Source organism: Ornithinimicrobium pratense (assembly GCF_008843165.1).
In the GTDB taxonomy this organism is placed as follows: Bacteria; Actinomycetota; Actinomycetes; order Actinomycetales; family Dermatophilaceae; genus Ornithinicoccus; species Ornithinicoccus pratensis.
The window spans coordinates 2315675-2339566 of sequence record NZ_CP044427.1; the positions used below are offsets into that span (position 1 = coordinate 2315675).

23 protein-coding genes are annotated in these 23892 nt (G+C 72.9%); 14 read left to right on the plus strand and 9 right to left on the minus strand.

What is annotated here, in order from left to right; genetic code table 11:
- Positions 1 to 46: 46 nt before the first annotated feature.
- Both FY030_RS10615 and FY030_RS10620 read right to left on the minus strand, forming a co-directional pair.
- On the minus strand, positions 47 to 1627 hold the full coding sequence (locus FY030_RS10615) for an acyl-CoA carboxylase subunit beta (protein WP_158061478.1): 1581 nt from the start codon (positions 1625 to 1627) through the stop codon (positions 47 to 49).
- Positions 1628 to 1648: 21 nt separating this feature from the next.
- On the minus strand, positions 1649 to 2830 hold the full coding sequence (locus FY030_RS10620) for an acyl-CoA dehydrogenase family protein (protein ID WP_158061479.1): 1182 nt from the start codon (positions 2828 to 2830) through the stop codon (positions 1649 to 1651).
- A gap of 99 nt (positions 2831 to 2929) precedes the next feature.
- Here FY030_RS10620 and FY030_RS10625 point away from each other — a divergent pair, with 99 nt between their 5' ends.
- Both FY030_RS10625 and FY030_RS10630 read left to right on the plus strand, forming a co-directional pair.
- Complete coding sequence (locus FY030_RS10625; protein ID WP_192498572.1) at positions 2930 to 3349, plus strand: MerR family transcriptional regulator; 420 nt, start codon at positions 2930 to 2932, stop codon at positions 3347 to 3349.
- A gap of 69 nt (positions 3350 to 3418) precedes the next feature.
- Positions 3419 to 5194 carry an acetyl/propionyl/methylcrotonyl-CoA carboxylase subunit alpha gene (locus FY030_RS10630; RefSeq protein ID WP_158061481.1) on the plus strand — a complete coding sequence of 592 codons (1776 nt, stop codon included), beginning with the start codon at positions 3419 to 3421 and terminating at the stop codon, positions 5192 to 5194.
- A gap of 128 nt (positions 5195 to 5322) precedes the next feature.
- Here the strand turns inward: FY030_RS10630 and FY030_RS10635 are convergent, their stop codons facing one another.
- Positions 5323 to 6789 carry an NAD(P)H-quinone dehydrogenase gene (locus tag FY030_RS10635; RefSeq protein ID WP_192498573.1) on the minus strand — a complete coding sequence of 489 codons (1467 nt, stop codon included), beginning with the start codon at positions 6787 to 6789 and terminating at the stop codon, positions 5323 to 5325.
- A 32-nt stretch (positions 6790 to 6821) separates the two neighbouring features.
- Here FY030_RS10635 and FY030_RS10640 point away from each other — a divergent pair, with 32 nt between their 5' ends.
- From FY030_RS10640 to FY030_RS10680, 9 genes are read left to right on the plus strand one after another with little or no spacing between them, the layout of a single operon-like run.
- Positions 6822 to 7670: a purine-nucleoside phosphorylase gene (locus FY030_RS10640; protein WP_158061483.1), complete on the plus strand. Its 849-nt coding sequence runs from the start codon at positions 6822 to 6824 to the stop codon at positions 7668 to 7670.
- A gap of 12 nt (positions 7671 to 7682) precedes the next feature.
- Positions 7683 to 9377: a phospho-sugar mutase gene (locus tag FY030_RS10645; protein WP_158061484.1), complete on the plus strand. Its 1695-nt coding sequence runs from the start codon at positions 7683 to 7685 to the stop codon at positions 9375 to 9377.
- Positions 9374 to 10066, plus strand: coding sequence for a hypothetical protein (locus tag FY030_RS10650; RefSeq protein ID WP_158061485.1), 693 nt, complete (start codon positions 9374 to 9376; stop codon positions 10064 to 10066). The genes FY030_RS10645 and FY030_RS10650 overlap by 4 nt, the downstream gene beginning before the upstream one ends.
- Positions 10063 to 10701 carry a uridine kinase family protein gene (locus FY030_RS10655; RefSeq protein WP_158061486.1) on the plus strand — a complete coding sequence of 213 codons (639 nt, stop codon included), beginning with the start codon at positions 10063 to 10065 and terminating at the stop codon, positions 10699 to 10701. Before FY030_RS10650 ends, FY030_RS10655 begins: the two co-directional genes overlap by 4 nt.
- Positions 10698 to 11873: a DUF7847 domain-containing protein gene (locus FY030_RS10660; protein ID WP_158061487.1), complete on the plus strand. Its 1176-nt coding sequence runs from the start codon at positions 10698 to 10700 to the stop codon at positions 11871 to 11873. Before FY030_RS10655 ends, FY030_RS10660 begins: the two co-directional genes overlap by 4 nt.
- A complete protein-coding gene (locus FY030_RS10665; protein ID WP_158061488.1) occupies positions 11836 to 12513 on the plus strand; it encodes a DUF4129 domain-containing protein in 678 nt (225 codons plus the stop codon). Before FY030_RS10660 ends, FY030_RS10665 begins: the two co-directional genes overlap by 38 nt.
- A complete protein-coding gene (locus tag FY030_RS10670; protein WP_158061489.1) occupies positions 12510 to 13736 on the plus strand; it encodes a DUF4350 domain-containing protein in 1227 nt (408 codons plus the stop codon). Before FY030_RS10665 ends, FY030_RS10670 begins: the two co-directional genes overlap by 4 nt.
- A 31-nt stretch (positions 13737 to 13767) precedes the next feature.
- Positions 13768 to 14796, plus strand: a complete 1029-nt coding sequence (locus FY030_RS10675) for an AAA family ATPase (RefSeq protein WP_158061490.1) — start codon at positions 13768 to 13770, stop codon at positions 14794 to 14796.
- Between the two features lie 32 nt (positions 14797 to 14828).
- Positions 14829 to 16151 (plus strand): DUF58 domain-containing protein, encoded by a 1323-nt coding sequence (locus FY030_RS10680; protein WP_158061491.1) that lies wholly within the window; start codon positions 14829 to 14831, stop codon positions 16149 to 16151.
- Between the two features lie 30 nt (positions 16152 to 16181).
- On the opposite strand, the gene FY030_RS10685 is transcribed toward FY030_RS10680, so the two are convergent.
- The gene (locus FY030_RS10685; RefSeq protein ID WP_158061492.1) at positions 16182 to 17177 is read right to left on the minus strand and encodes a stage II sporulation protein M; all 996 of its coding nucleotides are present in this window, start codon (positions 17175 to 17177) and stop codon (positions 16182 to 16184) included.
- A gap of 56 nt (positions 17178 to 17233) precedes the next feature.
- Between FY030_RS10685 and FY030_RS10690 the strand changes: the two genes are divergently transcribed.
- On the plus strand, positions 17234 to 18037 hold the full coding sequence (locus FY030_RS10690; protein WP_158061493.1) for an RDD family protein: 804 nt from the start codon (positions 17234 to 17236) through the stop codon (positions 18035 to 18037).
- A gap of 45 nt (positions 18038 to 18082) precedes the next feature.
- Here FY030_RS10690 and FY030_RS10695 read toward each other — a convergent pair whose 3' ends face one another.
- The gene (locus tag FY030_RS10695; protein WP_158061494.1) at positions 18083 to 19261 is read right to left on the minus strand and encodes an adenosine deaminase; all 1179 of its coding nucleotides are present in this window, start codon (positions 19259 to 19261) and stop codon (positions 18083 to 18085) included.
- Entirely contained in the window at positions 19254 to 19622 is a 369-nt protein-coding gene (locus tag FY030_RS10700; RefSeq protein ID WP_238348235.1) for a cupin domain-containing protein, read from the minus strand. The genes FY030_RS10695 and FY030_RS10700 overlap by 8 nt, the downstream gene beginning before the upstream one ends.
- A 12-nt stretch (positions 19623 to 19634) precedes the next feature.
- On the opposite strand from FY030_RS10700, the gene deoC reads away from it, so the two are divergent.
- Positions 19635 to 20414 (plus strand): deoxyribose-phosphate aldolase, encoded by a 780-nt coding sequence (gene deoC, locus FY030_RS10705; protein ID WP_158061495.1) that lies wholly within the window; start codon positions 19635 to 19637, stop codon positions 20412 to 20414.
- A 222-nt stretch (positions 20415 to 20636) separates the two neighbouring features.
- Here the strand turns inward: deoC and FY030_RS10710 are convergent, their stop codons facing one another.
- Together FY030_RS10710 and FY030_RS10715 are read right to left on the minus strand one after the other, a co-directional pair.
- Positions 20637 to 21926 (minus strand): thymidine phosphorylase, encoded by a 1290-nt coding sequence (locus FY030_RS10710; RefSeq protein ID WP_158061496.1) that lies wholly within the window; start codon positions 21924 to 21926, stop codon positions 20637 to 20639.
- Positions 21919 to 22716: a hypothetical protein gene (locus tag FY030_RS10715; RefSeq protein ID WP_158061497.1), complete on the minus strand. Its 798-nt coding sequence runs from the start codon at positions 22714 to 22716 to the stop codon at positions 21919 to 21921. The genes FY030_RS10710 and FY030_RS10715 overlap by 8 nt, the downstream gene beginning before the upstream one ends.
- 37 nt (positions 22717 to 22753) lie before the next feature.
- Between FY030_RS10715 and FY030_RS10720 the strand changes: the two genes are divergently transcribed.
- Positions 22754 to 23443: a hypothetical protein gene (locus FY030_RS10720; RefSeq protein WP_158061498.1), complete on the plus strand. Its 690-nt coding sequence runs from the start codon at positions 22754 to 22756 to the stop codon at positions 23441 to 23443.
- A 41-nt stretch (positions 23444 to 23484) separates the two neighbouring features.
- Here the strand turns inward: FY030_RS10720 and FY030_RS10725 are convergent, their stop codons facing one another.
- On the minus strand, positions 23485 to 23880 hold the full coding sequence (locus tag FY030_RS10725; protein WP_158061499.1) for a cytidine deaminase: 396 nt from the start codon (positions 23878 to 23880) through the stop codon (positions 23485 to 23487).
- Between the last annotated feature and the right edge of the window lie 12 nt (positions 23881 to 23892).

The window sequence follows — 23892 nt, forward strand, 5'->3', positions numbered from 1 at the left end:
CCTGGTCTATCTCACGCGCTTGGCGGACGGGGCGGGTGAGCGCTGCTCAGACCGGGGGTATGCCGCGGTGTCGGGAGGAGAAGTGCCGGTCGCGGCGCGCGGCATACCGGAACCGGCGGATGATCTCCTCGCGCAGCTCCTCGGGCTCCACGACGGCGTCGATGACGAGGTCGGCGGCCAGCCGCTCCAGGTCGACGTCCTCCAGATACTCCGCCCGGCGGGCCTGGACGAACCGCTCGCGCTCCCCCTCATCGGAGATCTCGGCGATCTTGTTGGCGTAGACGGCGTTCACCGCCGCCTCGGGCCCCATGACCGCGATCCGGGCAGTGGGCAGCGCGATCGTCGCCTCCGGCCCGAAACCGGGGCCGCCCATGGCGTACAGGCCTGCGCCGTAGGCCTTGCGGACCACGACGCACAGCTGGGGCACGGTCGCCTCGGAGACCGCGGAGACCATCTTGGCGCCATGCCGGATGATCCCGCCGCGCTCGACCTCTGAGCCGATCATGAAGCCGGGCACGTCGGCCAGGTAGAGCAGCGGGATCCCGTAGGCGTCGCACAGCCAGATGAACCGGGTCGCCTTGTCGGCGGAGTCGGTGAACAGCACCCCGCCCTTGACCGCGGAGTTGTTGGCCAGGATGCCCACGGTCTGGCCGGCGATCCGGCCCAGCCCGACCACCAGCTCGGCAGCGAAGAGCGGCTTGATCTCAAAGAAGCTGTCGTCGTCCACCAGGCCCTCGATGACGTCGTGGACGTCGAAGGGCACCGACTCGGCCTCGGGCACGGTCTGCCGGTCCAGCGGCACCGCGGGTGGCTCGGCAGCGTAGTGCGGCACCGGGTCGTGCCAGGTCTCGGGCAGGTAGGAGAAGAAGTGCCGGGCCAGCTCGATCGCCTCGACGTCATCGGTCGCCAGCAGGTCACCCACGCCCGAGACCGTGCAGTGCATCCGGGCCCCGCCCATCTCCTCCAGCGACACCTTCTCCCCGACGACCATCTCAGCCATCCGGGGGCTGCCAAGGTACATCGAGGCGTTGCCCTCGACCATGATGATCAGGTCGGTGAAGCTGGGGATGTAGGCACCACCGGCCGCACTCGGGCCGAACAGGCAGCAGATCTGCGGCACCTTGCCCGACAGCGCCACCTGGTTGTGGAAGATCCTCCCGGCGCCGCGGCGTCCCGGGAAGAGGTCGACCTGGTCGGTGATCCGGGCCCCGGCCGAGTCGACGAACCAGAAGACCGGCAGCTCCTCGCGCAGCGCGGCCTCGGTGGCGCGGATGATCTTCTCCACCGTCCGGGCGCCCCACGAGCCGGCCTTGACCGTCGGGTCGTTGGCCACGACGACCGCCGCGCGCCCGTCGACCTCGCCGCGCCCGGTGACCACGCCGTCGGCGGGCAGGCCCTCCGCGGTGGCGTTGGCGTAGCGGCCGTCCTCGACGAAAGTGCCCTCGTCGAAGAGCAGCGCGATCCGGTCACGGACGTAGAGCTTGCCCTGGCTGTCCAGCTTGGCCCTGGCGCGCTCGGTCGGCTCCGCCGAGGCCCGGTATGCCGTCCCCAGCCGGTCCCGCAGGTCGGCAACCCTGGGGTCGGGGTGCGGGTTGGGAGAGGCGGCCGTGCTGCTCATACCGCTCATCGTGTCAGGGCCTCTGGCCGCTCAGGCAGGCAGGCCGAGGCCACGGGCGATGAGCATCCGCTGCACCTCGGAGGTGCCTTCGCCGATCTCCAGGATCTTGGCGTCGCGGTAGAAGCGGGCGACGGGGTACTCCTCCATGAAGCCGTTACCACCGAAGACCTGCGTGGCGATGCGGGTCGAGCTGACCGCGGCCTCGGTGGCGTAGAGCTTGGCGATCGCGGCGGCCTGCTTGACCTCGGCGACCGAGCGCTTGCCGAGCGCCTGTTGCTCGCGCAGCCAGGCGGCCTTGTAGGTCAGGGTGCGCGCGGCCTCGGTCATCACCGCGAGGTCGGCGACCTGGAAGGAGACGCCCTGGTTGACACCGATGGGCTTGCCGAAGGCCAGCCGCTCCTGGCTGTAGCGGGTGGACTCCTCCAGCATGCGCTGGCAGCAGCCCACGGCGAGCGCGGCGATCGCGATCCGGCCATCGTCCAGGGTCTTGAGGAACTGCCGGAAGCCCTGGCCCCGCTCACCCAGCAGATTGGCCTCGGGCACCCGGACACCCTCGAAGGTCAGGCCGTGGGTGTCAGAGATGTGCCAGCCGAGCTTGCGGTAGGCCGGCTCGACGGTGAACCCCTCGGTGCCATTGGGCACGATGATCGCGCTGATCTCGGGCCGGCCATCCGGCAGTTCGCCGGTGCGCGCGGTGACCGTGACCACCGAGGTGATCTCGGTGCCGGAGTTGGTGATAAAGGCCTTGGCGCCGTCGATGACCCACTGGCCGTTCTCGAGCCGGGCCCGGGTCCGGCTCGCGCCGGCGTCGGAGCCGGCCTCCGGCTCGGTGAGCCCGAAGCCGGCCAGGGCTCGGCCCTGGACCAGGTCAGGCAGCCACTGCTCCTTCTGCTCCTGGCTGCCGTAGGTCTGGATCGGGTTGATGCCCAGCCCGACGCCGGCCTCCAGGGTGATCCCCATCGACTGGTCGACGCGCCCCAGCTCTTCGATGGCCACGCACAGGTAGGAGAAACCTTCGTGCCCCATCCCGGCCCCGCCGAACTCCTCCGGCGCCTCCAGGCCGAACAGGCCCAGCTCGCCCATCTGCGGCACGAGGTGGGCGGGGAAATGCCCGTCGCGGTCCCACTGCTCCACGTGCGGCGCGATCTCGGCCTCGGCGAACTCGCGCACCAACCGGCGGAAGTCCTCGTGATCCTGGCTCAGCTCGAACATGCTCGTCCGGCCCCTCTCAGGGGTGATAGTGGGTGATCGTGGCGTGCCGGCCCTGGCACGCGCCCATCGTGCTTGACGTTGACGCGAAGGTCAAGCACGATGGAGCCGCCCCCGCACCTTGACGCAAGGACAACCGTGACTGACTCGATCACGTGGACGATCGCCCAGATGGCCGACGACTTCGACGTCACCCACCGTGCGCTGCGCCACTACGAGCACCTTGGGCTGCTCTCCCCCGAGCGGGACGGCCAGCGCCGGATCTACCACCGCCGCGAGCGGACCCGGCTGGCGCTGATCCTGCGCGGTCGCCGTCTGGGCTTCCCGCTGGAGGAGGTGGCCACGATCCTGGACATGTATGACGACCAGCCGGGTGAGGTGGGCCAGCTCACCTACCTGCTCTCCCAGATCGACGACCGTCGCGCGGACCTGGAGCGGCGCCGGCGGGACATCGAGGACAGCCTGCGCGAGCTCGATGAGCTGGAGAAGCGCTGCACCGAAGACCTGGCGCGGATCGGCTGACGCGACGCGGGCGTTCTCCCCGGGACCTCGTCGCCGAGGTGCTGACAGCCTGGGTCTAGGGTGTGCGCTATGCCGATCAGCAAGGTCCTCATCGCCAACCGCGGCGAGATCGCCGTCCGCATCGCCCGAGCCTGCAAGGACGCAGGGATCGGGTCCGTTGCCGTGTATGCCGAGCCCGACCGGGACGCGCTGCACGTCAAGCTGGCCGACGAGGCCTACTCCCTGGGCGGGACGACCCCGGGCGAGTCCTACCTCGTGCAGGAGAAGCTGCTGGACATTGCCCGGCAGTCGGGGGCCGACGCGGTCCACCCCGGCTACGGCTTCCTGGCCGAGAACGCCTCCTTCGCCCAGGCCGTGACGGACGCCGGCCTGACCTGGATCGGTCCCGGGCCCGAGGCCATCGACTCCCTGGGTGACAAGGTCAAGGCGCGGCACATCGCGCTCGCGGCCAACGCTCCGCTGGTCCCCGGCACCAAGGACCCCGTCGAGGGCCCGGATGAGGTCGTCGCCTTCGCCCAGGAGCACGGTCTGCCGGTTGCCATCAAGGCGGCCTACGGCGGTGGCGGCCGCGGGCTGAAGGTGGCCCGCACGATCGAGGAGATCCCCGACCTGTTCGACTCCGCGGTGCGCGAGGCGGTCACCGCCTTCGGGCGCGGCGAGTGCTTCGTGGAGCGCTTCCTGGACCGTCCCCGGCACGTGGAGACCCAGTGCCTGGCCGACCAGCACGGCAACGTGGTGGTCGTCTCGACCCGCGACTGCTCCCTGCAGCGGCGCAACCAGAAGCTGGTCGAGGAGGCGCCCGCGCCGTTCCTGACGGAGGAGCAGCACGACGAGCTGCTGCGCGCGAGCAAGGCGATCATGAAGGCGGCCGGTTACGTCGGGGCCGGCACCTGCGAGTTTCTCGTCGGGCCGGAGGGTGACATCTCCTTCCTGGAGGTCAACACCCGTCTGCAGGTCGAGCACCCGGTGACCGAGGAGGTCACCGGCATCGACCTGGTGCGCGAGCAGTTCCGCATCGCCGACGGTGCGGAGCTCGGTTATGACGATCCCGAGCCGCACGCGCACTCGATCGAGTTCCGCATCAACGCCGAGGACCCGGGCCGCGACTTCTTGCCCGCGCCAGGGACCGCCTTGGTCTTCCGCCCGCCGTCGGGCCCGGGCGTGCGCCTGGACTCCGGGGTCGAGCAGGGCGACGTGGTCGCCGGCGCCTTCGACTCCATGCTGGCCAAGCTCATCGTCACCGGCCGGGACCGGCCGCAGGCGATCGAGCGGGCCCGCCGCGCCCTAGCCGAGTTCGAGGTGGAGGGTATGCCGACCGCGCTCACCTTCCACCGGGCGGTGGTCTCTGACCCGGCCTTCGCGCCATCGGAGCCCTCCGCACCTTTCTCGGTGCACACCCGGTGGATCGAGACCGACTTCGAGAACACGATCGAGGCCTACTCGGGTCCGACCGCGGAGGACCCGGGCGAGGATGGGGAGCGTCAGCAGGTGGTCGTGGAGGTCGGCGGCCAGCGCCTGGAGGTCTCCCTGCCGGCCGGGCTGGCGCTCGGCGGGGGTGGCGGCGCGGCGGCCGGCCGCAAGAAGGCCCCCAAGCGCTCCCGCCGGGGCGGTGGCGCGGCCGCCGCCTCTGGTGACTCTGTCACTGCGCCCATGCAGGGCACCATCGTCAAGATCGCCGTCGAGGAGGGCGCCACGGTCGCCGAGGGCGACGTGGTCGTCGTGCTCGAGGCGATGAAGATGGAGCAGCCGATCAAGGCGCACAAGGCCGGCACCGTCACCGGCCTGTCCGCCGCCGTCGGCGAGACCGTGGCTAACGGCGCGGTCATCTGCGAGCTCCAGGACTGACCCAACCCACTGACACCGCGACAGAACACGTCAACGGGCCCCACGGAACACGCCAGCCGTGCTCGGTGGGGCCTTGTCGCGTGTTCAGTGGCGACGTCTGGAGTGGCCGATAGGGCCTTTTGGCGTGCTCAGTCGGCGATCTCGTGCAGCTGGCGGGCAGCTTCGGACAGCGAGCCGGACAGCGAGGGGTAGACCGTGTAGGTGGCGGCGAACTGGTCGACGTTGAGCCGGTTGGCCACGGCCAGGGCGATGGGGAAGATCAGCTCGCTGGCGCGGGGGCCGACGACAACGCCGCCGACGATGGTGCTCGACCCCGTCTTGGCGAAGAGCTTGACGAAACCGTCCTGGACGTTCTGCATCTTGGCCCGCGGGTTCTTGGTCAGCGGCAGCATCACGCCCCGCGCGTCGACCCGGCCCTCGTCGATGTCGGCCTGGCTCACGCCGACCGTGGCGATCTCCGGGTCGGTGAAGATGTTGGAGCTCACCCGGCGCAGGGACAACGGCGCGACGGCGTCGCCCAGCGCGTGGGCCACCGCGACCCGGCCCTGCATGGCGGCCACCGAGGCCAGCGGCAGTACCCCCGTGCAGTCACCGGCGGCATACACGCCGGGCAGGCTGGTCCGGGAGACCCGGTCGACCTCGATGTGGCCGGAGGGCGCGAGCCGGACGCCAGCCTGCTCCAGCCCCATGTCGGTGGTGTTGGGCAGGGAACCGACGGCCAGGAGTGCGTGGCTGCCACGCACCTCGCGGCCATCCTCCAGGGTGACGACGACGGTGTCGTCCTCACGGCGCACCCCGCCGGCCCGGGAGCGGTTGAGCACCGTCATCCCCCGGCGACGAAAGACCTCCTCGACCACATTGGCGGCGTCCGCGTCCTCCCCCGGCAGGACCCGGTCTCGGGATGAGATCAGGGTGACGGCGCACCCGAGCCCAAGGTAGGCGTGCGCCAGCTCGGCACCGGTCACGCCGGAGCCGATGACGATCAGGTGCTCGGGCAGCTCGGTGAGGTCCCAGATGTGCTGCCAGGTCAGGATCCGCTCGCCGTCCGGGACCGCAGTGTCCATGATCCGGGGCCGGGCGCCGGTGGCGATGAGCACCAGGTCACCCTCGAGCACGCGGCTGCCGGTCGCCTCCCGACGGTCCGCCTCGTGCGGTGAGGGCTCCTGCCCCGACTCCACCGCGCCGACGCCCTCGATGACCTCGACCCGGCCGCTGCCCAGGAGCCGCCCGGCACCCTGGACGACGTCGACGCCGGCGGACTCCAGCCGCTCGGAGATGTCCCGGCTCTGCGCCTGCGCCAGGCTCATGATGCGGCGGTTGACGTGGGAGATGTGTGCCGTGACCCCCTGGTCCTCGGGGACGCCTGCACCGTCGAAGTGGACCCCGATCCGCCCCGCCGCGGTGAACCGGTCCATGAAGTCGGCGGTCGCGATCAGCGCCTTGCTCGGCACGCAGTCGGTGAGCACGGCCGCGCCACCGATCCCCGAGCGCTCCACGACGGTGACTCCTGCCCCGAGCTGGGCCGCCACGAGGGCAGCCTCGTAGCCGCCGGGACCGCCACCGATGATGACCACGGACTTGCCTGCTGCACTCACGGCTCCTATCCAACCATCGGTAGTCTGTCCCGGTGACCACTGGTGCAGATCTCGACCTCGCCGACCCATCGACCGACCCCCGCGAGGTGGCGCGGGCGGCCGCCGCCGTCATCGCTGACCGGACGGGCGCTGAGCGGCACGACATCGCCCTCGTCCTGGGCAGCGGGTGGAAGCCGGCCGCCGAGGCCCTGGCCGGGCTCGGTGACCCGGCCTCGAGCACCGAGATGGACAACACCGAGGTGCCTGGGTTCACCGCGGCGGCCGTCGCCGGCCACAGCGGGACGATCCGCTCCATCCCGCTGCCGGACGGCCGGCGGGTCCTGGTCTACGGGACCCGCACCCACTACTACGAGGGCCGTGGCGTGCGGGCCGTCGTGCATGCCATCCGGACCGCCGCGGCCGCGGGCTGCCGGACGGTGGTGCTGACCAACGGGTGCGGGGGGCTGCGCCCCGAGTGGGCGCCCGGCACGCCGGTGCTGATCCGCGACCACATCAACCTGACCGCCGACTCACCTATCGAGGGCGCCAACTTCGTCGACCTCACCGATCTCTACAGCCCGCGCCTGCGCGACCTGGCCCGGGAGGTCGACCCGAGCCTGCAGGAGGGTGTCTACGTCCAGTTCCGGGGCCCGCACTACGAGACGCCGGCCGAGGTGGCGATGGCGAAGGTCATCGGCGGGGACCTGGTGGGGATGTCGACCACCCTGGAGGCGATCGCCGCCCGCGCGTCGGGGATGGAGGTCCTGGGCATCTCCCTGGTGACCAACCCAGCAGCCGGCATCAGCGCCACGCCCCTGGACCACCAGGAGGTCATCGAGGCCGGCCAGGCCGCGGCGCAGCGCTGCGGCGACCTGCTGGCCCGCATCGTCGAGCGCATCTGAGGAGGGGCAGGTATGACGGATCAGCCGAACCGCGAGCAGCTCCTCCACCGGGCCCGCACCTGGGTGGGGGACGACCCCGACCCGCGGACCCGTGATGAGCTCACGGTCCTGGTCGACCGGGCCGGTGAGGGGGACGAGGAGGCCTGGCTCGAGCTGGCCGACCGCTTCATCGGCTTCCTGGAGTTCGGCACGGCCGGGCTGCGGGGCGCGCTGGGGGCCGGCCCGAACCGGATGAACCGCGCGGTCGTCATCCGCACCGCCGCCGGCCTGACCGCATACTTGCGCCAGCAGCTGGGCCTGGCCGGCGAGGAACGGGGCCCCATCGTGGTCATCGGCTTCGACGCCCGGCACAACTCCGACGTCTTCGCCCAGGACACCGCGGCCGTCGTCACCGCAGCCGGCGGGCGGGCGCTGATGCTGCCCCGGCCCCTGCCGACGCCGGTGCTGGCCTTCGCGATCCAGCACCTCGGGGCGGACGCGGGCGTGATGGTCACCGCCAGCCACAACCCGCCGCAGGACAACGGCTACAAGGTCTACCTGGGCGACGGCTCGCAGATCGTGCCTCCCGCCGATGTCGACATCGCGGCCCAGATCGCCCGCATCCGCAGCGTGAGCCAGGTCGCGATGACCGGCGAGGGGTGGGAGCCCCTGGGCGAGGAGATCCTGGACGCCTATCTCGACGCGGCCGTCGCGGTCCTGGACCCGGCCAGCCCACGCCAGCTGCAGGTGGTGCACACCGCACTGCACGGCGTCGGCTCCGACGTGGTCCGGCAGGCCTTCCATCGGGCCGGCTTCCCCGCGCCGCATCAGGTGGCGGAGCAGGCCGAGCCCGACCCCGAGTTCCCCACCGTCGCCTTCCCCAACCCCGAGGAGCCGGGGGCCATCGACGCGGCCCTGGCGCTGGCGCAGCGGGTGCAGCCGGACCTGGTCATCGCCAACGACCCGGATGCCGACCGGTGCGCCCTGGCCGTCCGCGAGGGCGGCGGCTGGCGGATGCTGCGCGGTGACGAGGTGGGCGCCCTGCTGGGCCGGCACGTCGTGGACCGCGGGCTGGCCACCACCGAGCGGCCCGTCCTGGCCCGCTCGATCGTCTCCTCCCGACTCCTCGGCGCCGTCGCGGAGTCGGCGGGCCTGCGGGGTGAGGAGACGCTGACCGGGTTCAAGTGGATCGGCCGGGTCCCGGGGCTGGCCTACGGCTACGAGGAGGCACTCGGCTACTGCGTCGACCCCGCCACGGTCCCTGACAAGGACGGCGTCACCGCCGCTCTGCTCGTGGCCGAGCTGGCCGCGACCCTCAAGGCGCAGGGCCGCACGCTCACCGACATGCTCGATGAGCTGGCGCTGGACCACGGTGTGCACCAGACCGACGCCTTCTCGGTGCGGGTCAGCCACCTGGGGCTGATCCCTCCCGTGATGACCCGCCTGCGCCAGGACACCCCGGACGAGCTGGGCGGCACCCCCGTGTCCCGCATGGACGACCTCGCTCTGGGCGAGGGCGGCCTGCCGCCCACGGAGGGGGTGCGCTTCTACCTCGCCGACGACACCCGGGTCATCGTCCGGCCGAGCGGCACCGAGCCCAAGCTCAAGGTCTACCTCGAGGCCATCGTCCCGGTCGCCGGCCCGGACGGCCTGCCCGCGGCTCGCGCCGAGGCCGACCGCCGGCTGGCCGCGGTCCGCGCCAGCATGGAGGGGCTCACAGCCGTATGACACGCTCCTCCCCCAGCTCCTCGCCCGGCCTCACCGGCGAGCTCCTGGGTGTCTACCGCACGCTGCCCTCCACCGTCCTGGGCTGGGTGATGGTCACCGGTGCCGCGTTGCTGGCCACGCTGACCCTGTGGGACGTCAGCCAGGGCCGCGACGAGGGCCTCATCTACCCCGCCGCCCTCATCGTGGGGATCGCGGCCGTGGCCTGGGTGCTGTTCCTGCGGCCGCACGTGCGGTTGCACAGTGACGGCGTGCACATTGCCAACATCGTCACCGACAGCGTCGTGCCCTTCGCCGCGGTCGAGGAGATCACCCACCAGTGGGCGCTGGAGCTGCACGACACCCAGGGCCGCAAGCACAGCGCGTGGGCGATCCCCGTCAAGCGGGAGCGGGTCCGGCGCGGGCAGACCGACGACTTCGCGGAGACCACCACGCGCCGACGCGGGTCGGCGGGCCGCACCGCCCAGGGCGTCGCCGACGCGGCGCAACGGGCCCTGCAACGCTGGCGGCTCGGCGGCGGTCAGCTCGACGGCGGTCAGCTCGACGGCGGTCAGCTCGACGGCGGTCAGCTCGACGGCGGTCGACTCGGCGGCACGCACCACCAGGTGCAGGCCGAAAAGCGACCGGCGTGGGCGGCGATCATCGTGCTGGGCGTCTCGCTCCTGCTCATCGTCCTGGCGGTGCTGGGGTGAGCGCCCGCGTCATCGTGCTCACGGGGCCCAGCGGTGCCGGCAAGTCCCGGTTGGCCCGCCGCCTGCACGAGCACCACTCCTGGCCGGTGCTGCAGCTGGACGACTTCTACCGCGAGGCCGTCGACCCCGGTCTGCCGATGAGCCAGCCGGCGCTGGTCGACTGGGACGACGTGCGCTCCTGGGACCTGGAGGCGGCCCTGGACGCGATGACCCGGCTGTGTCGCGAGGGCCGCGCCGAGGTGCCCGTCTATGACATCAGCACCTCCTCCGTCGTGGGCCGGCAGCAGGCGCTCCTGGACGGCCACCCCTTCGTCGTCGCCGAGGGCATCTTCGCAGCGCACACCGTTGCCGGTCTGCGCGAGCGCGGACTGCTCGCGGCCGCGGCCTGCGTGCGCAACCGGCCCTGGCTCACTTTCGGCCGCCGCCTGGTGCGCGACCTGGCCGAGCGACGCAAGCCACCGCTGACCCTGTGGCGACGCGGCAACCGGCTGCGCCGTGCCGAGCCCCAGATCATCGCCGCGCAGCAGGCGCTGGGCGCCGAGCCGATGACCGCCCGGGAGGCCGAACGCAGGATCCTGGCCCTGCTGGCCGAGGCTGGCCTGACGACCCCCGACCGGCCGGAGGCCGAACGATGAGCAACCCCGAGCACGGCTCCGAGCAGTCACCGCGGCCCTGGACAGCGCCCGGAGGTATGTCGTCCCCGCCCGCCGCAGGTGCACCGCAGGCGCCGGAGCCGCAGCAGCCCCCGCACCCGGCCCCGCCGTGGCAGCCGCCGCATACCCCCGGCCAGGGCCCGCCGGGTGGCTGGCAGCAGCCGCCCGCAGCCGGCGGCCCGGGATGGCAGCAGCTCCCGCCCGAGGAGGTGGCGCGCCTGCACCGGCCCGGAGTGGTCCCCCTGCGGCCGCTGCTGCTGAGCGACATCTTCGGTGGCGCGCTGCAGACGATGCGGCGCAACCCCGAGGCGACCATCGGCATGGGCCTGGTCGTGATGACCGCGCTCCTGGTCCCCTCCCTGCTCGGCTCGCTGGCGATGGTCCGGCTGCTGACCTCGGTGGCGCCCGCGGATGTCGAGCTGCTCACCCTCACCGTCAACCTCGGCTTCAGCCTGCTGGCGTCCTACGCGCTGACCGGGATGATCGTGCACGTCGTCGGCGAGGCCGTGCTGGGCGACCGGGCCGGGCTAGGAGCAACCTGGCGTGCGGTGCGCGGTCGGCTGCCCGCCCTGATCGGCGCGATGCTGCTCATGGGCCTGCTGGTGCTCATCGGCACCGCCGCGCTCGTCCTCGCCGTGGTCCTGCTGGTCATGGCGATCGCCCAGACGGGAGGCGGCATGGCGGTGCTCGGGATCATCCTGGTGATCCTGGTCATCCTGGGTGCCATCGTCCTAGGCGTCTGGGTGTCCGGCCGGCTCACCCTGGCCCCCGCGGCCGTGGTGCTCGAGCGGCTGGGCCCCTGGCGCGCGATCGTCCGCGCCTGGTCCCTGACCCGGGGCCGGCAGGGCTGGCGGGTGGTGGGGATCAGCCTGCTGGCCGGGCTGGTCACCAGCCTGGTCACCTTCCTGGTGCAGTTGCCGCTGCTGGGGGCGAGTCTGTGGGCGCTGGCCACCGGCGGCATCGACCTGTCGCCGCTGTCCACCTCGGCACTGGTCCTGGACCACACCTTCCAGCTGGTGGTCGGCGCGCTGGTCACCCCGTTCACCGCAGGCGTGGCGGCCCTGCTCTACCTCGACCAGCGGATGCGCCGCGAGGGCCTCGACGTCGTCCTGGTGCGTGCAGCGCACGACCGCGCCGCTCGCCGGGCCCGCTGAGGTCCACGTGCGCACCGGACCACCCCTGCTTCCCGACGGCGACGAGGCGCGCCGACTGCTCCAGGAAGAGCTGGCGCGCGGGGACTACCAGCTGCAGGAGTCCTGGGTGGCCCGGGCCTGGCGCTGGTTCACCGACCTGTTCTCCGGGCTCGGCGGCGTCGGCCCCTTGCCCGGTTGGGTGACCTGGGTGCTGCTGGCACTGGTGCTGGTCGCCGTGCTGGCCGTGCTCGCCTTCGCCACACGGGACCGGTGGCGCACCGCCCGCCTGACTCGTCACGGCACCCCGGGTGCGGTCCTGGAGGGCCCGCTGCGTGCGGCGGCGGAGCACCGGAAGGAAGCCGCCGCGGCTCTGACGGCCGGTCACCTTGACCGGGCCGTCCTGGAGGCCTACCGAGCCGTCGCCGCGGGCGCCGTCGAGCGCACCCTGCTGGACGACCGTCCCGGCCGCACGGCCCACGAGCTCGCGACCGGGCTCGCCCCAGTCTTCCCCGACGCCCGTGCCGAGCTGCTCGCCGCGGCCGACGCCTTCGACGCGGTCCGGTACGGCGACCAGCGCGCCACCGCGGAGCAGGCCCGCCAGGTCGTCGACCTCGACGCCCGGCTGCACTCCGCCCGTCCGGCCCTGGCGGCGACGACGTGACGCAGACGGTAGAGACCCGGGCATCGGCCCCGCCGAGGAGGGCCCTGCGGGGGTTGCGCCGGTGGGGGCCATGGGTCCTGCTGCTGATCCTGGCCGCGGTGGTGGGTGGGCTGCTGTCCACGCCCACCTCAACCGGGCTGCTGGAGCCGGCGAACCGCGGCCGGGACGGCGGAGCCGCTCTGGCGCAGGTCCTGCAGACCCAGGGTGTGCAGGTGGATGTCGTCGAGGGCTCCTCCCGCCTGATGGAGGGTTCGGCACCCGTGGGTCCCGAGACCACGGTCCTGCTGCCGCACACGGCATACCTCGGCCCGGACGGTGGGGCAGCGCTGCTTGAGACGCTGGCACCGGTCGACCGCCTCGTCGTGCTCGTGCCCTCACCCGAGCAGGCCCCTCAGCTGGGGCTGGACGTCGACGTCGACTGGATCGCCCGCGGCCCGCTGGCCGCGGACTGCACGACCGACGAGGTGCACAGGGAGGACGTCCTGTCCACCACCGATGCCCAGCTGGCGGCCGGCGGTGCCGAGCGGGGCCAGGTCGAGGCGTGCTTCCCCCCGGGGGCCGGGCACAATCTGGGCGGTGCCCGGGAGGGTGCCCTCCTCACCTGGCCGGCGACGGCGCAGCGGCCCGAGACCGTGGTGGCGACGACGAGCACCGCCTGGACCAACGCCCGGATCACCGAGGAGTCCAACGCCGCCCTGGCCCTGCGGCTGCTGGGCGGCAGCGAGCGCCTGGTGTGGGTGCTGCCCCAGCCCGGTGACGCCGGGCTCGACGCCCCCGCCGGGTTGTGGGACGTGCTGCCGCGCCACCTCACCTCGTGGGTGTGGCTGCTGGGCGCGGCGGTGCTGGCCCTGGCCCTGTGGCAGGGCCGGCGCCTGGGACCGGTTGTCGTCGAACCGCTGCCCGCCGTGGTCCCCGCCGGGGAGACCACCCGCAGCCGGGGCCGGCTCTACCGCCAGGCCCGCGACCGGGAGCACGCCCTCGCGGCCATCCGGGCCGGGACGCGGCGGCGGCTCGCCCCGTTGTTGGGGCTGCCGCCGGCCAGCGACCAGGACCGGCTCGTCGCCGCCGTCGCGGAGGCGACCGGTCGCTCCGCCACCGAGGTCGCCGCGCTCCTGGCGCAGGCCGGGCCCGTCACCACCGACGACGCCCTCGTTACCGGGGCCCGGGCGCTGCACGAGCTGGAGGAGCAGGTCAGGACCGCCACGCGGGGGACATTAGGGTGACAGCGGCGACATACCGGGTGAGAGGACGCAGATGACGGACGACCAGCAGGCCCAGCGCGACCAGCAGGCCCAGGAGGGCACAGCACGGCACGGCGGGGCCTCGGTGTCCCCCGAGGAGGCCAGGGTGGCCCTGCACGCGGTGCGCGAGGAGGTCGGCAAGGCCGTCGTGGGGCAGGAGCAGGCCGTCTCGGGCCTGGTGGTCGCCCTCCTCGCCCGCGGGCACGTGCTCCTCGAGGGCGTGCCGGGCGTGGCCAAGACCCTGCTCGTCCGGGCCCTCGCCGCAGCGCTGTCCGTCGACACCAAGCGCGTGCAGTTCACCCCCGACCTCATGCCCGGTGACGTCACCGGCTCCATGGTCTTCGACAGCGGCCGCAGCGACTTCACCTTCCGACCCGGCCCGGTCTTCACCCACCTGCTGCTGGCCGACGAGATCAACCGCACCCCGCCCAAGACCCAGTCCGCGCTGCTGGAGGCGATGGAGGAGCGGCAGGTCACCGTGGACGGCAGCACGCGCCCCCTGCCCACGCCCTTCCTGGTCGCCGCGACCCAGAACCCGGTCGAGTACGAGGGCACCTACCCCCTGCCCGAGGCCCAGCTGGACCGCTTCCTGCTCAAGCTGACGCTGCCGCTGCCGCCCCGCGAGGACGAGGTCGAGGTGCTGCAGCGGCACGCGCACGGCTTCGACCCGCGCGACCTGGCCGCCGCCGGGGTGCGGGCCGTCGCCTCGCCGGCGCACCTGGCTGCGGGCAGCGCCGCGGTCCGGCAGGTGCAGCTCGCCCCCGAGGTGATCGGGTATGTCGTCGACCTCGCCCGCGCGACCCGCTCAGCCCCCTCCCTGCAGCTGGGCGTCAGCCCTCGCGGCGCCACCGCGCTGATGAACAGCGCGCGGGCCTGGGCGTGGCTGGCCGGCCGCGACTTCGTCACCCCCGACGACGTCAAGGCGCTGGCCCGGCCCACCCTGGCCCACCGCGTCCAGCTGCGGCCCGAGGCCGAGCTTGAGGGGGTCAGCACCGACGCGGTGCTGGACTCGGTGCTGGCCTCCGTCCCGGTCCCCCGCTGACCGCCGCACCGACCCAGACGACCCCGACGTCCATGATCATCCGCGGACCCGTCGCCGGCCTGATCCTGGTGGGGCTGGTGCCCACCGCGCTGCTGCCCGGCCGGGCCGGCAGCGTGGCAGCGCTGTGGCTGCTCGGGGTGGCGGTCCTGGTGCTGGTGGACATCCTGGCCGCACCCTCGCCCCGGGCGATCCAGCTGACCCGCGACCCGGTCCCCCAGGTCCGGCTGCAGGAGCAGACGCAGACCGTCCTGAGCCTGACCAACACCGGGGCGCGCCGGCTGCGGGGGCGGGTGCGCGACGCCTGGGTGCCCTCCGCGGGGGCGGAAGGGGCACGGCATACCCTCGACCTGCCCGCCGGGGAACGGCGCAGGGTCACGACGTCGCTGCGCCCGATCCGCCGCGGCGACCGCCCCGCGACCGGGGTGACGGTCCGGACCCACGGGCCGCTGGGGCTGGCCGGACGGCAGGTGACCGTCCAGATTCCCGGCGCGGTGCGCTCCCTGCCGCCCTTCCGCTCCAGGCGGCACCTGGAGAGCAAGCTGGCCCAGTTGCGCCAGCTCGACGGCCGCTCCGCAGTGCGCACGCGAGGGCAGGGCACGGAGTTCGACTCGCTGCGGGACTACGTCGACGGCGACGACGTGCGCTCGATCGACTGGCGGGCGACGGCGCGGCGGCAGCACGCGGTGGTGCGGACCTGGCAGCCCGAGCGAGACCGGCGGGTCATCCTCGTGCTGGACACCTCGCGGACCAGCGCGGCGCGCGTGGGCGACGAGCCGCGGCTGGACGCGGCGATGGACGCGGCCCTGCTGCTCACCGCCGTGGCCTCCCGAGCCGGTGACCGGGTGGACCTCATCGCTGGCGACCGAGTGGTCCGCGCCCGCGTCGGCGCCGGCGGCGCAGGCACCGGCTCGAGCACCGGGACGAGCTCGCTCCTGCACCGGATGGTCACCGCGATGGCGCCGCTGGAGCCGGTGCTGCTCGAGGCGGACTGGCCCATGCTGGCCGGTGCGATCACCGGCACCACCCGCCGCCGGGCGCTGGTCGTGCTGCTGACCAGCCTGGAGCCGGCCGCGGTCGAGGAGGGTCTGCTGCCGGTGCTGCCCTCGTTGACCGCCCATCACCGGGTGGTGCTGGCATCGGTCGCCGACCCCGGCCTGCGGTCGCTACGGGAGGACCTCTCCGGCGTGGAGGCGGTCTATGACGCGGCCGCGGCCGAGCGCACCGACTCCCTCCGCCAGCGGACGGCCACCGGCCTGGCCCGGCTCGGGGTCACCGTCGTGCACGAGCCGCCCGAGGAGCTGCCCGTGGGGTTGGTCGACCACTACCTGGCGCTCAAGGCCCAGGGCCTGCTCTGAGCCACAGAGCTGATCCGAGACGCCGGCAACTCACCCCGCCGTCGGCGCGGAGGCTGCCTGCAGGTCCTCCCCCACGTCGCCGGTAGCGCCGCGCAGCACGGCCCTCCGGCCCAGAGTGAAGACGTAGGCGAAGAACGCGAGCAGCGCGACCACGCCGATCCCCACGCGCGCCCACGTCGGCAGCGGGGAGGGGGTGACGAAGCCCTCGATCACGCCGGACAGGAGCAACACGAAGACCAGCCCGATCGCCACCCCTGCCGCGGTCCGGCCCTCCCGGGCCAGGTTGGCCAGCCGGGTCCGGGGGCCAGGCGCCACCCAGGCCCAGAACAGCCGCAGCCCCACCCCGGCGGCGACGAAGATCGCCATCAGCTCCAGCAGCCCGTGCGGGGTGATCATCCCCCAGAACACCTCGGCCCGGCCGTGCCGGTGCATCAGCGCACCGACGACCGCCACGTTGGCGATGTTCTGCCAGAGGACCCAGACCACCGGGAAGCCCAGCACGCCCATCCCGATGCACCGCGCTGCGACCCAGGCGTTGTTCACCCACACCAGCGTGGAGAAGCTGCTCGCGGCGTGCTCGGAGTAGTAGCTCTCGAACTCGACGTTGACCAGCGTCTGCACCTCCTCCATCGACAGCAGTGACTGCTCCACGACCGGGTTGCGCACCAGCCACCAGCCCAGCACCAGGCCGACCACGACGTTGACGACGGCGGTGATCCCCCACCACCAGCGCAGCCGGTACAGCGCCGCAGGGAAGTCCTCGGCGAAGAACCGGCCGACCCCGGCCCAGCTCGCGGTCGGCACCCGCGCGGCCCGCGCCCGGGCACGGGCCACCAGCGCGGACAGGTGGGAGACGACGGTGGCGTCCGGGGCGCTGGAGCGCACCACGGACAGGTCGGTCGCCGCACGCTGGTAACCATCCAGCAGCTCATCGGCCTCGGCCCCCGTCAGCCGACGCCGCCGGGACAGAGCGTCGAGCCGGGCCCACGCGCCCTGTCGCCGTCCCACCAGCGCGTCCAGGTCCACGGGGACACTGTATGCGGTGCGTCGGTCCAGCCCGGCCCTCGCCGTAGGCTGGACCTATGGCGACCCGGGGCATCTTCGAGGCCGAGCGCTTCGTCACCGGCGAGGCGGTCGAGGTCGAGCTGCCGCCGGCCGGCCTGCCGCTGCGCGTCGCCTCCGGGCTGCTGGACCTACTGGTGATCGCGTTGCTGGTCCTTGCGGTCGTCTTCCTGGTCCCGCTCGACATTTTCCTCGCCGATGCGGCGCTGGGCCAGGCCTTCCTCATCGTGGTGATGGTCCTGGTGATGGCCGGGATCCCCCTCGCGTTGGAGACGCTCACCCGCGGCCGGACCGTCGGCAAGCTGGTCCTGGGGCTGCGCACCGTCCGCGACGACACCGGCCCGATCGGCCTGCGGCACGCCACGATCCGTGCCCTGGTCGGCACCGTCGAGCTCTGGCTGACCCTGGGCAGCCTGGCCCTCATCGTCGCGATGACCAACGAGAAGGCCCGCCGCCTGGGTGACCTGCTCGCCGGCACCTACGTCGTGCGGGACCGGGTGCGGCTCCAGATGACCGAGCCACCCCAGGTCTCCCCACGCCTCGCCGACTGGGTCGTCGGCGCGGACATCGGGGTGCTGCCCGACGCCCTCGTGGTCGCCACCCGGCAGTTCGTGGGCCGGGCTGCATCCCTGTCGCCGCAGGCCCGGGCCCAGACCGGCTCGGAGCTGTATGCCGCGCTGCTGGAGCGGGTGGCCCCCGCACCGCCCCCGAGCGCGCACCCGGAGGAGGTCATGGCCAGCGTGCTGGCCGAGCGCCGCCGCCGCGACGAGGAGCGGCTGGCCCGCGCCGACGCCCTCCGGGACAGGGTGCTCCCGCCAGCCTGATCCTCCTGAGGCAGAGGTCGCGCTTCCTCCGGGCCACCTCGTCGGTCAGTCGTCGTAGGCGGGCTTGAGCACGTCCTCGATGATCCGCAGCCGCTCGTCGAAGGGCAGGAAGGCTGACTTCATCGCGTTGACCGTGACCCGGCGCAGGTCGGTCCAGGTCCAGCCGGCCCGGTCCACGAGCAGCTGGGCCTCGCGGCTCATCGAGGTGGCGCTCATCAGCCGGTTGTCGGTGTTGAGGGTGACCCGGAACATCAGCTGGGTGAGCAGGGTGATCGCGTGCTTCTCGATCGAGGGCGCCGCGCCGGTCTGGACGTTGCTGCTGGGGCACATCTCCAGCGCGATGCGCCGGTCGCGCACGTAGCCCGCGAGCGGACCGAGCGCGAACGCCTCGGGCTCGGTGCGGGAGCGGGCGATCGCCGAGGCGAGGTCGTCGGTGACCGGGCGCCCGTCGACCGTGATGTCATCGACGATGCGGATCCCGTGCCCGAGCCGCTCTGCCCCGCACAGCTGCACGGCCTCCCAGATGCTCGGCAGGCCGAAGGCCTCACCGGCGTGAATGGTGAAGTGGGAGTTCTCCTGGCGCAGGAACTCGAACGCGGCCAGGTGCCGCGTGGGCGGGAAGCCGTCCTCGGCCCCGGCGATGTCGAAGCCACAGACCTCCGCCTCCCGGTGACGGACGGCGAGCTCGGCGATCTCCCGACTGCGGGCGGCGTGCCGCATGGCGGTGAGAATCGCGCGCACCCGGATCGGTCCGGCCGGCGCCGCCTGACCCCGGTCCGGGCCGGCCAGGGCGGTCATCTCCTCCTCGCCCTCGCGCAAGCCCTGGTTGACCGCCCGAACCACCTCGTCCAGGCTCAGCCCACCCTCCAGGTGCTGCTCGGGCGCGTAGCGTACCTCGGCATACACGACGCCGTCGGCGGCCAGGTCCAGCACGCACTCGCGCGCGACCCGCGTCAGGGCCGCCGCGGTCTGGGTGACGCCGACCGTGTGCGCGAACGTCTCCAGGTAGCGGGCCAGCGACCCACTGTCGGCGGCCTGGGCGAACCAGGCCGACAGGGCGTCGACATCCTCGGCGGGCAGCGCGGCATACCCCTGCTCGTGCGACAGCTCCAGGACCGTCCCTGGCCGCACGCCGCCGTCGAGGTGGTCGTGCAGCAAGACCTTGGGCAACCGGCGGATCGTGTCCGTCTCGAGGGCGCGGGCCCGGGGCGGGGTCTCAGGCATGGTCGCGCCGGGCGCTCTCGGAGGTGAAGGCGGGCGAGCAGACGGCCAGGTAGTCGGCGCCCGTGTCGCCCACGAAATAGCGCACCCACTCCCCCGCGCGGACCAGCACACACTCGCCGGCCCCGATGCGGGTGACCTCATCGTGCTCGTCCTGGACCAGCATCTCCCCTGCCAGGACGTAGGTGACCTCGTCGAACTCCGGACGTTGCCCCGGCTCGTCCCACCCCGGGGGGGCGGTCATCCGCGCGACCGACACCGCCCCGTGGCCGGTGCTGGCCGCCCCGGCATACTCCTGGATGAGCTTCTCACCGGCGCCGGGCACGCGGACCGGCTGCAGCATCGTCGGCATGGTGCTGATCATAGAGTGGGGGGTATGCCGCACACGCTCACCCCCGGGACCGCACTGACCGTCCAGGACGTCGCCGACCTCATCGACCACGCCCTGCTCAAGCCTGAGCTCACCCCAGCCGAGGTGGAGGCCGCGGGCCGGGAGCTCGCTCAGGACCGGATCTGGTCGGTCTGCGTGCGCCCCTCCGACGTCCGGCTGGCGCTGGCCGCGGTCGACGGGTCCCCGACCCGGGTGTGCACGGTCATCGGCTTCCCGCACGGCACCACGTCGACGGCCGCCAAGATCGCCGAGTCGAACCAGGCGATCGCCGACGGCGCGACCGAGCTGGACATGGTGCTCAACATCGGCCGCCTGCGCGGCGGCGACCTTGAGGCGGTCAAGCAGGACATCGCCGCCGTGGTCCAGGTAGGGCACGCCGCCGGTGCTCTGGTCAAGGTGATCCTCGAGACCGCGCTGCTGGACGAGGAGCAGAAGGCCGCCGCGTGCCGGGTCAGTGAGGAGGCCGGCGCCGACTTCGTCAAGACCTCCACCGGCTTCGCCGGCGGCGGGGCCACCCTGCCGGACGTGCGCCTGATGCGGGCCACTATCTCCGACGCCGTGCAGGTCAAGGCCTCCGGAGGCGTCCGCGACATCGACACCCTGCTGGCGATGGTGGCCGAGGGAGTCACCCGCATCGGCACCTCCTCAACGCAGGCTCTGCTGGCCGGCGCCCGCGAGCGCGAGCAGGCCGGCACCCTGGTCGTCCCTCAGCCGGGCGGCGCCGGCGCCGACACCGACGCCGACACCGGCGCCCAGGGCTACTGACGCGGCCCTCCCCTCCCGACACCCGCAACCGGCGACACGCCCTGCACCTGGGTGCAGACCGTGTCGCCGGTAGGGAACAGACCGTGTCGCCGGTAGGGGACAGACCGTGTCGCCGGTAGGGAACAGACCGTGTCGCCGGTAGGGGACAGACCGTGTCGCCGGTAGGGGACAGACCGTGTCGCCGGTGGGGGACAGACCGTGTCGCCCGCGGGACGTGGCGGGTCAGGCGATCCGGTCGATGACGATCGACCCGGCGGCCTGCACCTGGTCGGCCCCGCCGATGTCCCAGGCGCCCTCAAGAGCGGCGACCGCCCGGTCGAAGCGCTCCGGGGTGTTGGTGTGCAGGGTCATCAGCGGCTGCCCCTGGGTGACCTCGTCACCCGGCTTGGCGTGCAGCTCGATGCCCGCGGCAGCCTGAACGGGATCCTCCTTGCGGGCCCGGCCGGCGCCCAGGCGCCACGCGGAGACACCGACCGCCATCGCATCCAGCCGGCCCAGGACCCCATCGGTGTCGGCGAGCACCTGGTGGGTCTCCTTCGCTGTGGGCAGATCGGCGTCGGGGTCACCGCCCTGGGCGGCGATCATCCGGCGCCACACGTCCATTGCGCGCCCGTCCTGCAGCGCCTCGGCGGGGTCGACGTCCGTCACGCCGGCACCCTCGAGCATCTCCCTGGCCAGTGCGAGCGTGAGCTCGACGACGTCCTGCGGGCCGCCGCCGGCCAGCACCTCGACCGACTCCCGGACCTCCAGCCCGTTGCCTGCGGTCAGCCCCAACGGGGTGGACATGTCGGTCAACAGCGCCACGGTGTGCACCCCGGCGTCCTGCCCGAGCGCGACCATCGTCTCGGCCAGCTCGCGGGCGTCCTCCAGAGTCTTCATGAACGCACCGGAGCCGACCTTGACGTCCAGCACCAGCGCGCCGGTGCCCTCGGCGATCTTCTTGCTCATGATCGAGGAGGCGATCAGCGGGATGGCCTCGACCGTGCCAGTGACGTCGCGCAGGGCGTAGAGCCGCTTGTCCGCCGGAGCCAGGCCGGCACCGGCGGCGCAGATCACCGCGCCGATGTCCTCGAGCTGGCGCAGCATGTCGGCATTCGACAGGTCGGCCCGCCAGCCGGGGATGGCCTCCAGCTTGTCCAGGGTGCCCCCGGTGTGGCCGAGCCCCCGTCCGCTCAGCTGCGGCACGGCCACCCCGCAGGCCGCGACGAGGGGGGCCAGCGGCAGGGTGATCTTGTCGCCTACGCCCCCGGTCGAGTGCTTGTCCGCGGTGGGCCGGGACAACGAGGAGAAGTCCATCCGCTCGCCGGAGTCGATCATCGCCCCGGTCCAGTCGCTGATCTCCCGTCGGGTCATGCCGTTGAGCAGGATCGCCATCGCCAGGGCGGACATCTGCTCGTCGGCCACCTGCTCTCGGGTGTAGGCGTCGATGACCCAGGCGATCTCCGCGCTGGGCAACTCCCCCTTGTCCCGCTTGGTGCGGATGATGTCGACAGCGTCGAAGGACTCACTCATAGCGCCCAGTCTGGCCCATGGCCCCGGCTGCCCGTACAACCCGGGCGGCCTTGGGCCCCGGCGGGTCCTCCCCGCGCGCGGCAGCGACGTCCCGCTGCAGGCGCCGCAGCCCCGACTCGAACTCGCGCCGGCCCGACCCGGGCAGCGCCCCGGCCCCGCTGAGCTGGCCCAGCAGCCGCTCGGCCTGCTCTTTGACCTCCTCAAGCACCCGGCTGACGTCCTGAGCTGATCCGGCGGTGGCGGCGGTGTGCAGGTCGCGTGCGCACCGGCTCAGGTGCAGCTGGCCGAGTGAGACAACAGGGTCGGTGGACGTGCTAGTGCCCGCGGAGGGGTATGCAGGGGGCGGAGTGTTTGCGTCGGGGTACTGGGGCACCTCGATCTTGGGCATTCCCGGCCCGGGCGTCCCTGTCGCCGGCGTCGCCCCTGCTCCGGGCGCCTCCCCTGGGCGGTGCACCCAGGGCGAGTGGCCAGGACGGTGCTGCGACGGGGAGTCCATGGGGGCCTCGCCCGCCGGGCCGATCGGCGGCGGGGCCGTGGCATCCAGACCGGACCCGCCCGTCCACCCGGGGATGGGCTCGTCCGACTGAGTGGGCGGTGGCAGCGGATGGTCCGGTCTGTTCTGCATGCTGGTGTTCTGCTCGCTGCTGCGGCGCTGACCCAGCACCCCCGCAGCCACCCACCCCAGAATGATCGGCACGAAGATGCCCACGTTCATGTCCAGCAACACGTTCAGCACGAAGAACGCGATGAGGGCCCAGCCCCACCAGGGCAGCGAAGGAACGGTGCGCACCGGACCACCCTACCCAGGTTGTGACATCCTGTGGCCCGTGCAGATCGCAGACATCATGGCTCTCGTCGTCCCACCCACCGTCGAGCTGCTGCGCCGTGCCCGCGCGGCCGAGGGGGAGCGCCCGCAGGAGCCCGAGCCGATGTTTCCCACCCTCATCGCGGTGCGCCACCAGCGTGTAGTGGCCAGCGTCAGCACGCCCCGGATGTCGATCACCCTCAACTGCGCCCTGCCCATGGCGGTCGGGCTGGACCCGCAGGCCCTGGTCGTCGCCGCCCAAGCCCACGTCGAGGGTCACCTGGCCCTGGCGTACTCGGTCATGACGCGGGACCGCACAGCCAAGTTCGTTCTGCAAACGGTCGCCGAGCGTGACGGACAGCTGGTGGTCGGCCGGCCCGCCGACGGTGGGGAGCCCGCGGACCCGCATATCCTGCAGACCCTGGCGGAGGCGATGGGCCAGCGGCCCGTGGACGTGACCAGGGTGGCCCGCAAGGACATGGGCGGGACCTTCGGTGAGGACACCTTCCTGCCGCCTGAGCAGGGACAGGTGGTGGTCGACGCGGGCACCGTGAAGAATCTGCAGCAGCGGGTCAAGGGTGTGCGGGGCCGGGCGCTCTACGTCGCCCGCAGCCCCGAGGCCGGCAGGCTCGCACTGAAGGCCGGCCTGCCCCGGACCAGCCTGCTCACGTCAGAGTCGCCGGAGGTCATGGCCACCGAGGGCGACGACTGATCGGCGGCACCTGACCGGGACCCGAGCGGTCCCTTCGGTTCTCAGGGCTCCAGGTGCTCGGCCCCGAACGCCTGCGGCAGGACCTGCTCCATCGGCAGGATGCCCTCGGGGGTCTGCAGCAGGCACCCCGGACCGCCGTGCTCCCACAACAGCTGGCGGCAGCGGCCGCACGGCATGAGCGTGGCGCCCTTGCCGTCCACGCACCACACCGCGACCAGCCGCCCACCACCGGTCGCCGCCAGCTCGGAGACCATCCCGCACTCGGCGCACAGGCCTAGCCCGTAGGAGGCGTTCTCCACGTTGCAGCCGGCGACGACGCGGCCGTCGTCGACCAGGCCGGCCACGCCGACCGGGTAGCGCGAGTAGGGCACGTAGGCCCGGCGCATGATCTCGCGGGCAGCGTCGCGGAGGCGGTCCCAGTCGATGGCGGCGTTCATGGCCTACCTTTC

Excerpts from the sequence above, each read along its gene's own strand:
- FY030_RS10615 (WP_158061478.1), bottom strand. The coding sequence starts at position 1,627 with ATGAGCGGTATGAGCAGCACGGCCGCCTCTCCCAACCCGCACCCCGAC.
- FY030_RS10620 (WP_158061479.1), bottom strand. The coding sequence starts at position 2,830 with ATGTTCGAGCTGAGCCAGGATCACGAGGACTTCCGCCGGTTGGTGCGC.
- FY030_RS10625 (WP_192498572.1), top strand. The coding sequence starts at position 2,930 with ATGGAGCCGCCCCCGCACCTTGACGCAAGGACAACCGTGACTGACTCG.
- FY030_RS10630 (WP_158061481.1), top strand. The coding sequence starts at position 3,419 with ATGCCGATCAGCAAGGTCCTCATCGCCAACCGCGGCGAGATCGCCGTC.
- FY030_RS10645 (WP_158061484.1), top strand. The coding sequence starts at position 7,683 with ATGACGGATCAGCCGAACCGCGAGCAGCTCCTCCACCGGGCCCGCACC.
- FY030_RS10650 (WP_158061485.1), top strand. The coding sequence starts at position 9,374 with ATGACACGCTCCTCCCCCAGCTCCTCGCCCGGCCTCACCGGCGAGCTC.
- FY030_RS10660 (WP_158061487.1), top strand. The coding sequence starts at position 10,698 with ATGAGCAACCCCGAGCACGGCTCCGAGCAGTCACCGCGGCCCTGGACA.
- FY030_RS10675 (WP_158061490.1), top strand. The coding sequence starts at position 13,768 with ATGACGGACGACCAGCAGGCCCAGCGCGACCAGCAGGCCCAGGAGGGC.
- FY030_RS10680 (WP_158061491.1), top strand. The coding sequence starts at position 14,829 with ATGATCATCCGCGGACCCGTCGCCGGCCTGATCCTGGTGGGGCTGGTG.
- FY030_RS10690 (WP_158061493.1), top strand. The coding sequence starts at position 17,234 with ATGGCGACCCGGGGCATCTTCGAGGCCGAGCGCTTCGTCACCGGCGAG.
- FY030_RS10695 (WP_158061494.1), bottom strand. The coding sequence starts at position 19,261 with ATGCCTGAGACCCCGCCCCGGGCCCGCGCCCTCGAGACGGACACGATC.
- FY030_RS10700 (WP_238348235.1), bottom strand. The coding sequence starts at position 19,622 with ATGATCAGCACCATGCCGACGATGCTGCAGCCGGTCCGCGTGCCCGGC.
- deoC (WP_158061495.1), top strand. The coding sequence starts at position 19,635 with ATGCCGCACACGCTCACCCCCGGGACCGCACTGACCGTCCAGGACGTC.
- FY030_RS10710 (WP_158061496.1), bottom strand. The coding sequence starts at position 21,926 with ATGAGTGAGTCCTTCGACGCTGTCGACATCATCCGCACCAAGCGGGAC.
- FY030_RS10725 (WP_158061499.1), bottom strand. The coding sequence starts at position 23,880 with ATGAACGCCGCCATCGACTGGGACCGCCTCCGCGACGCTGCCCGCGAG.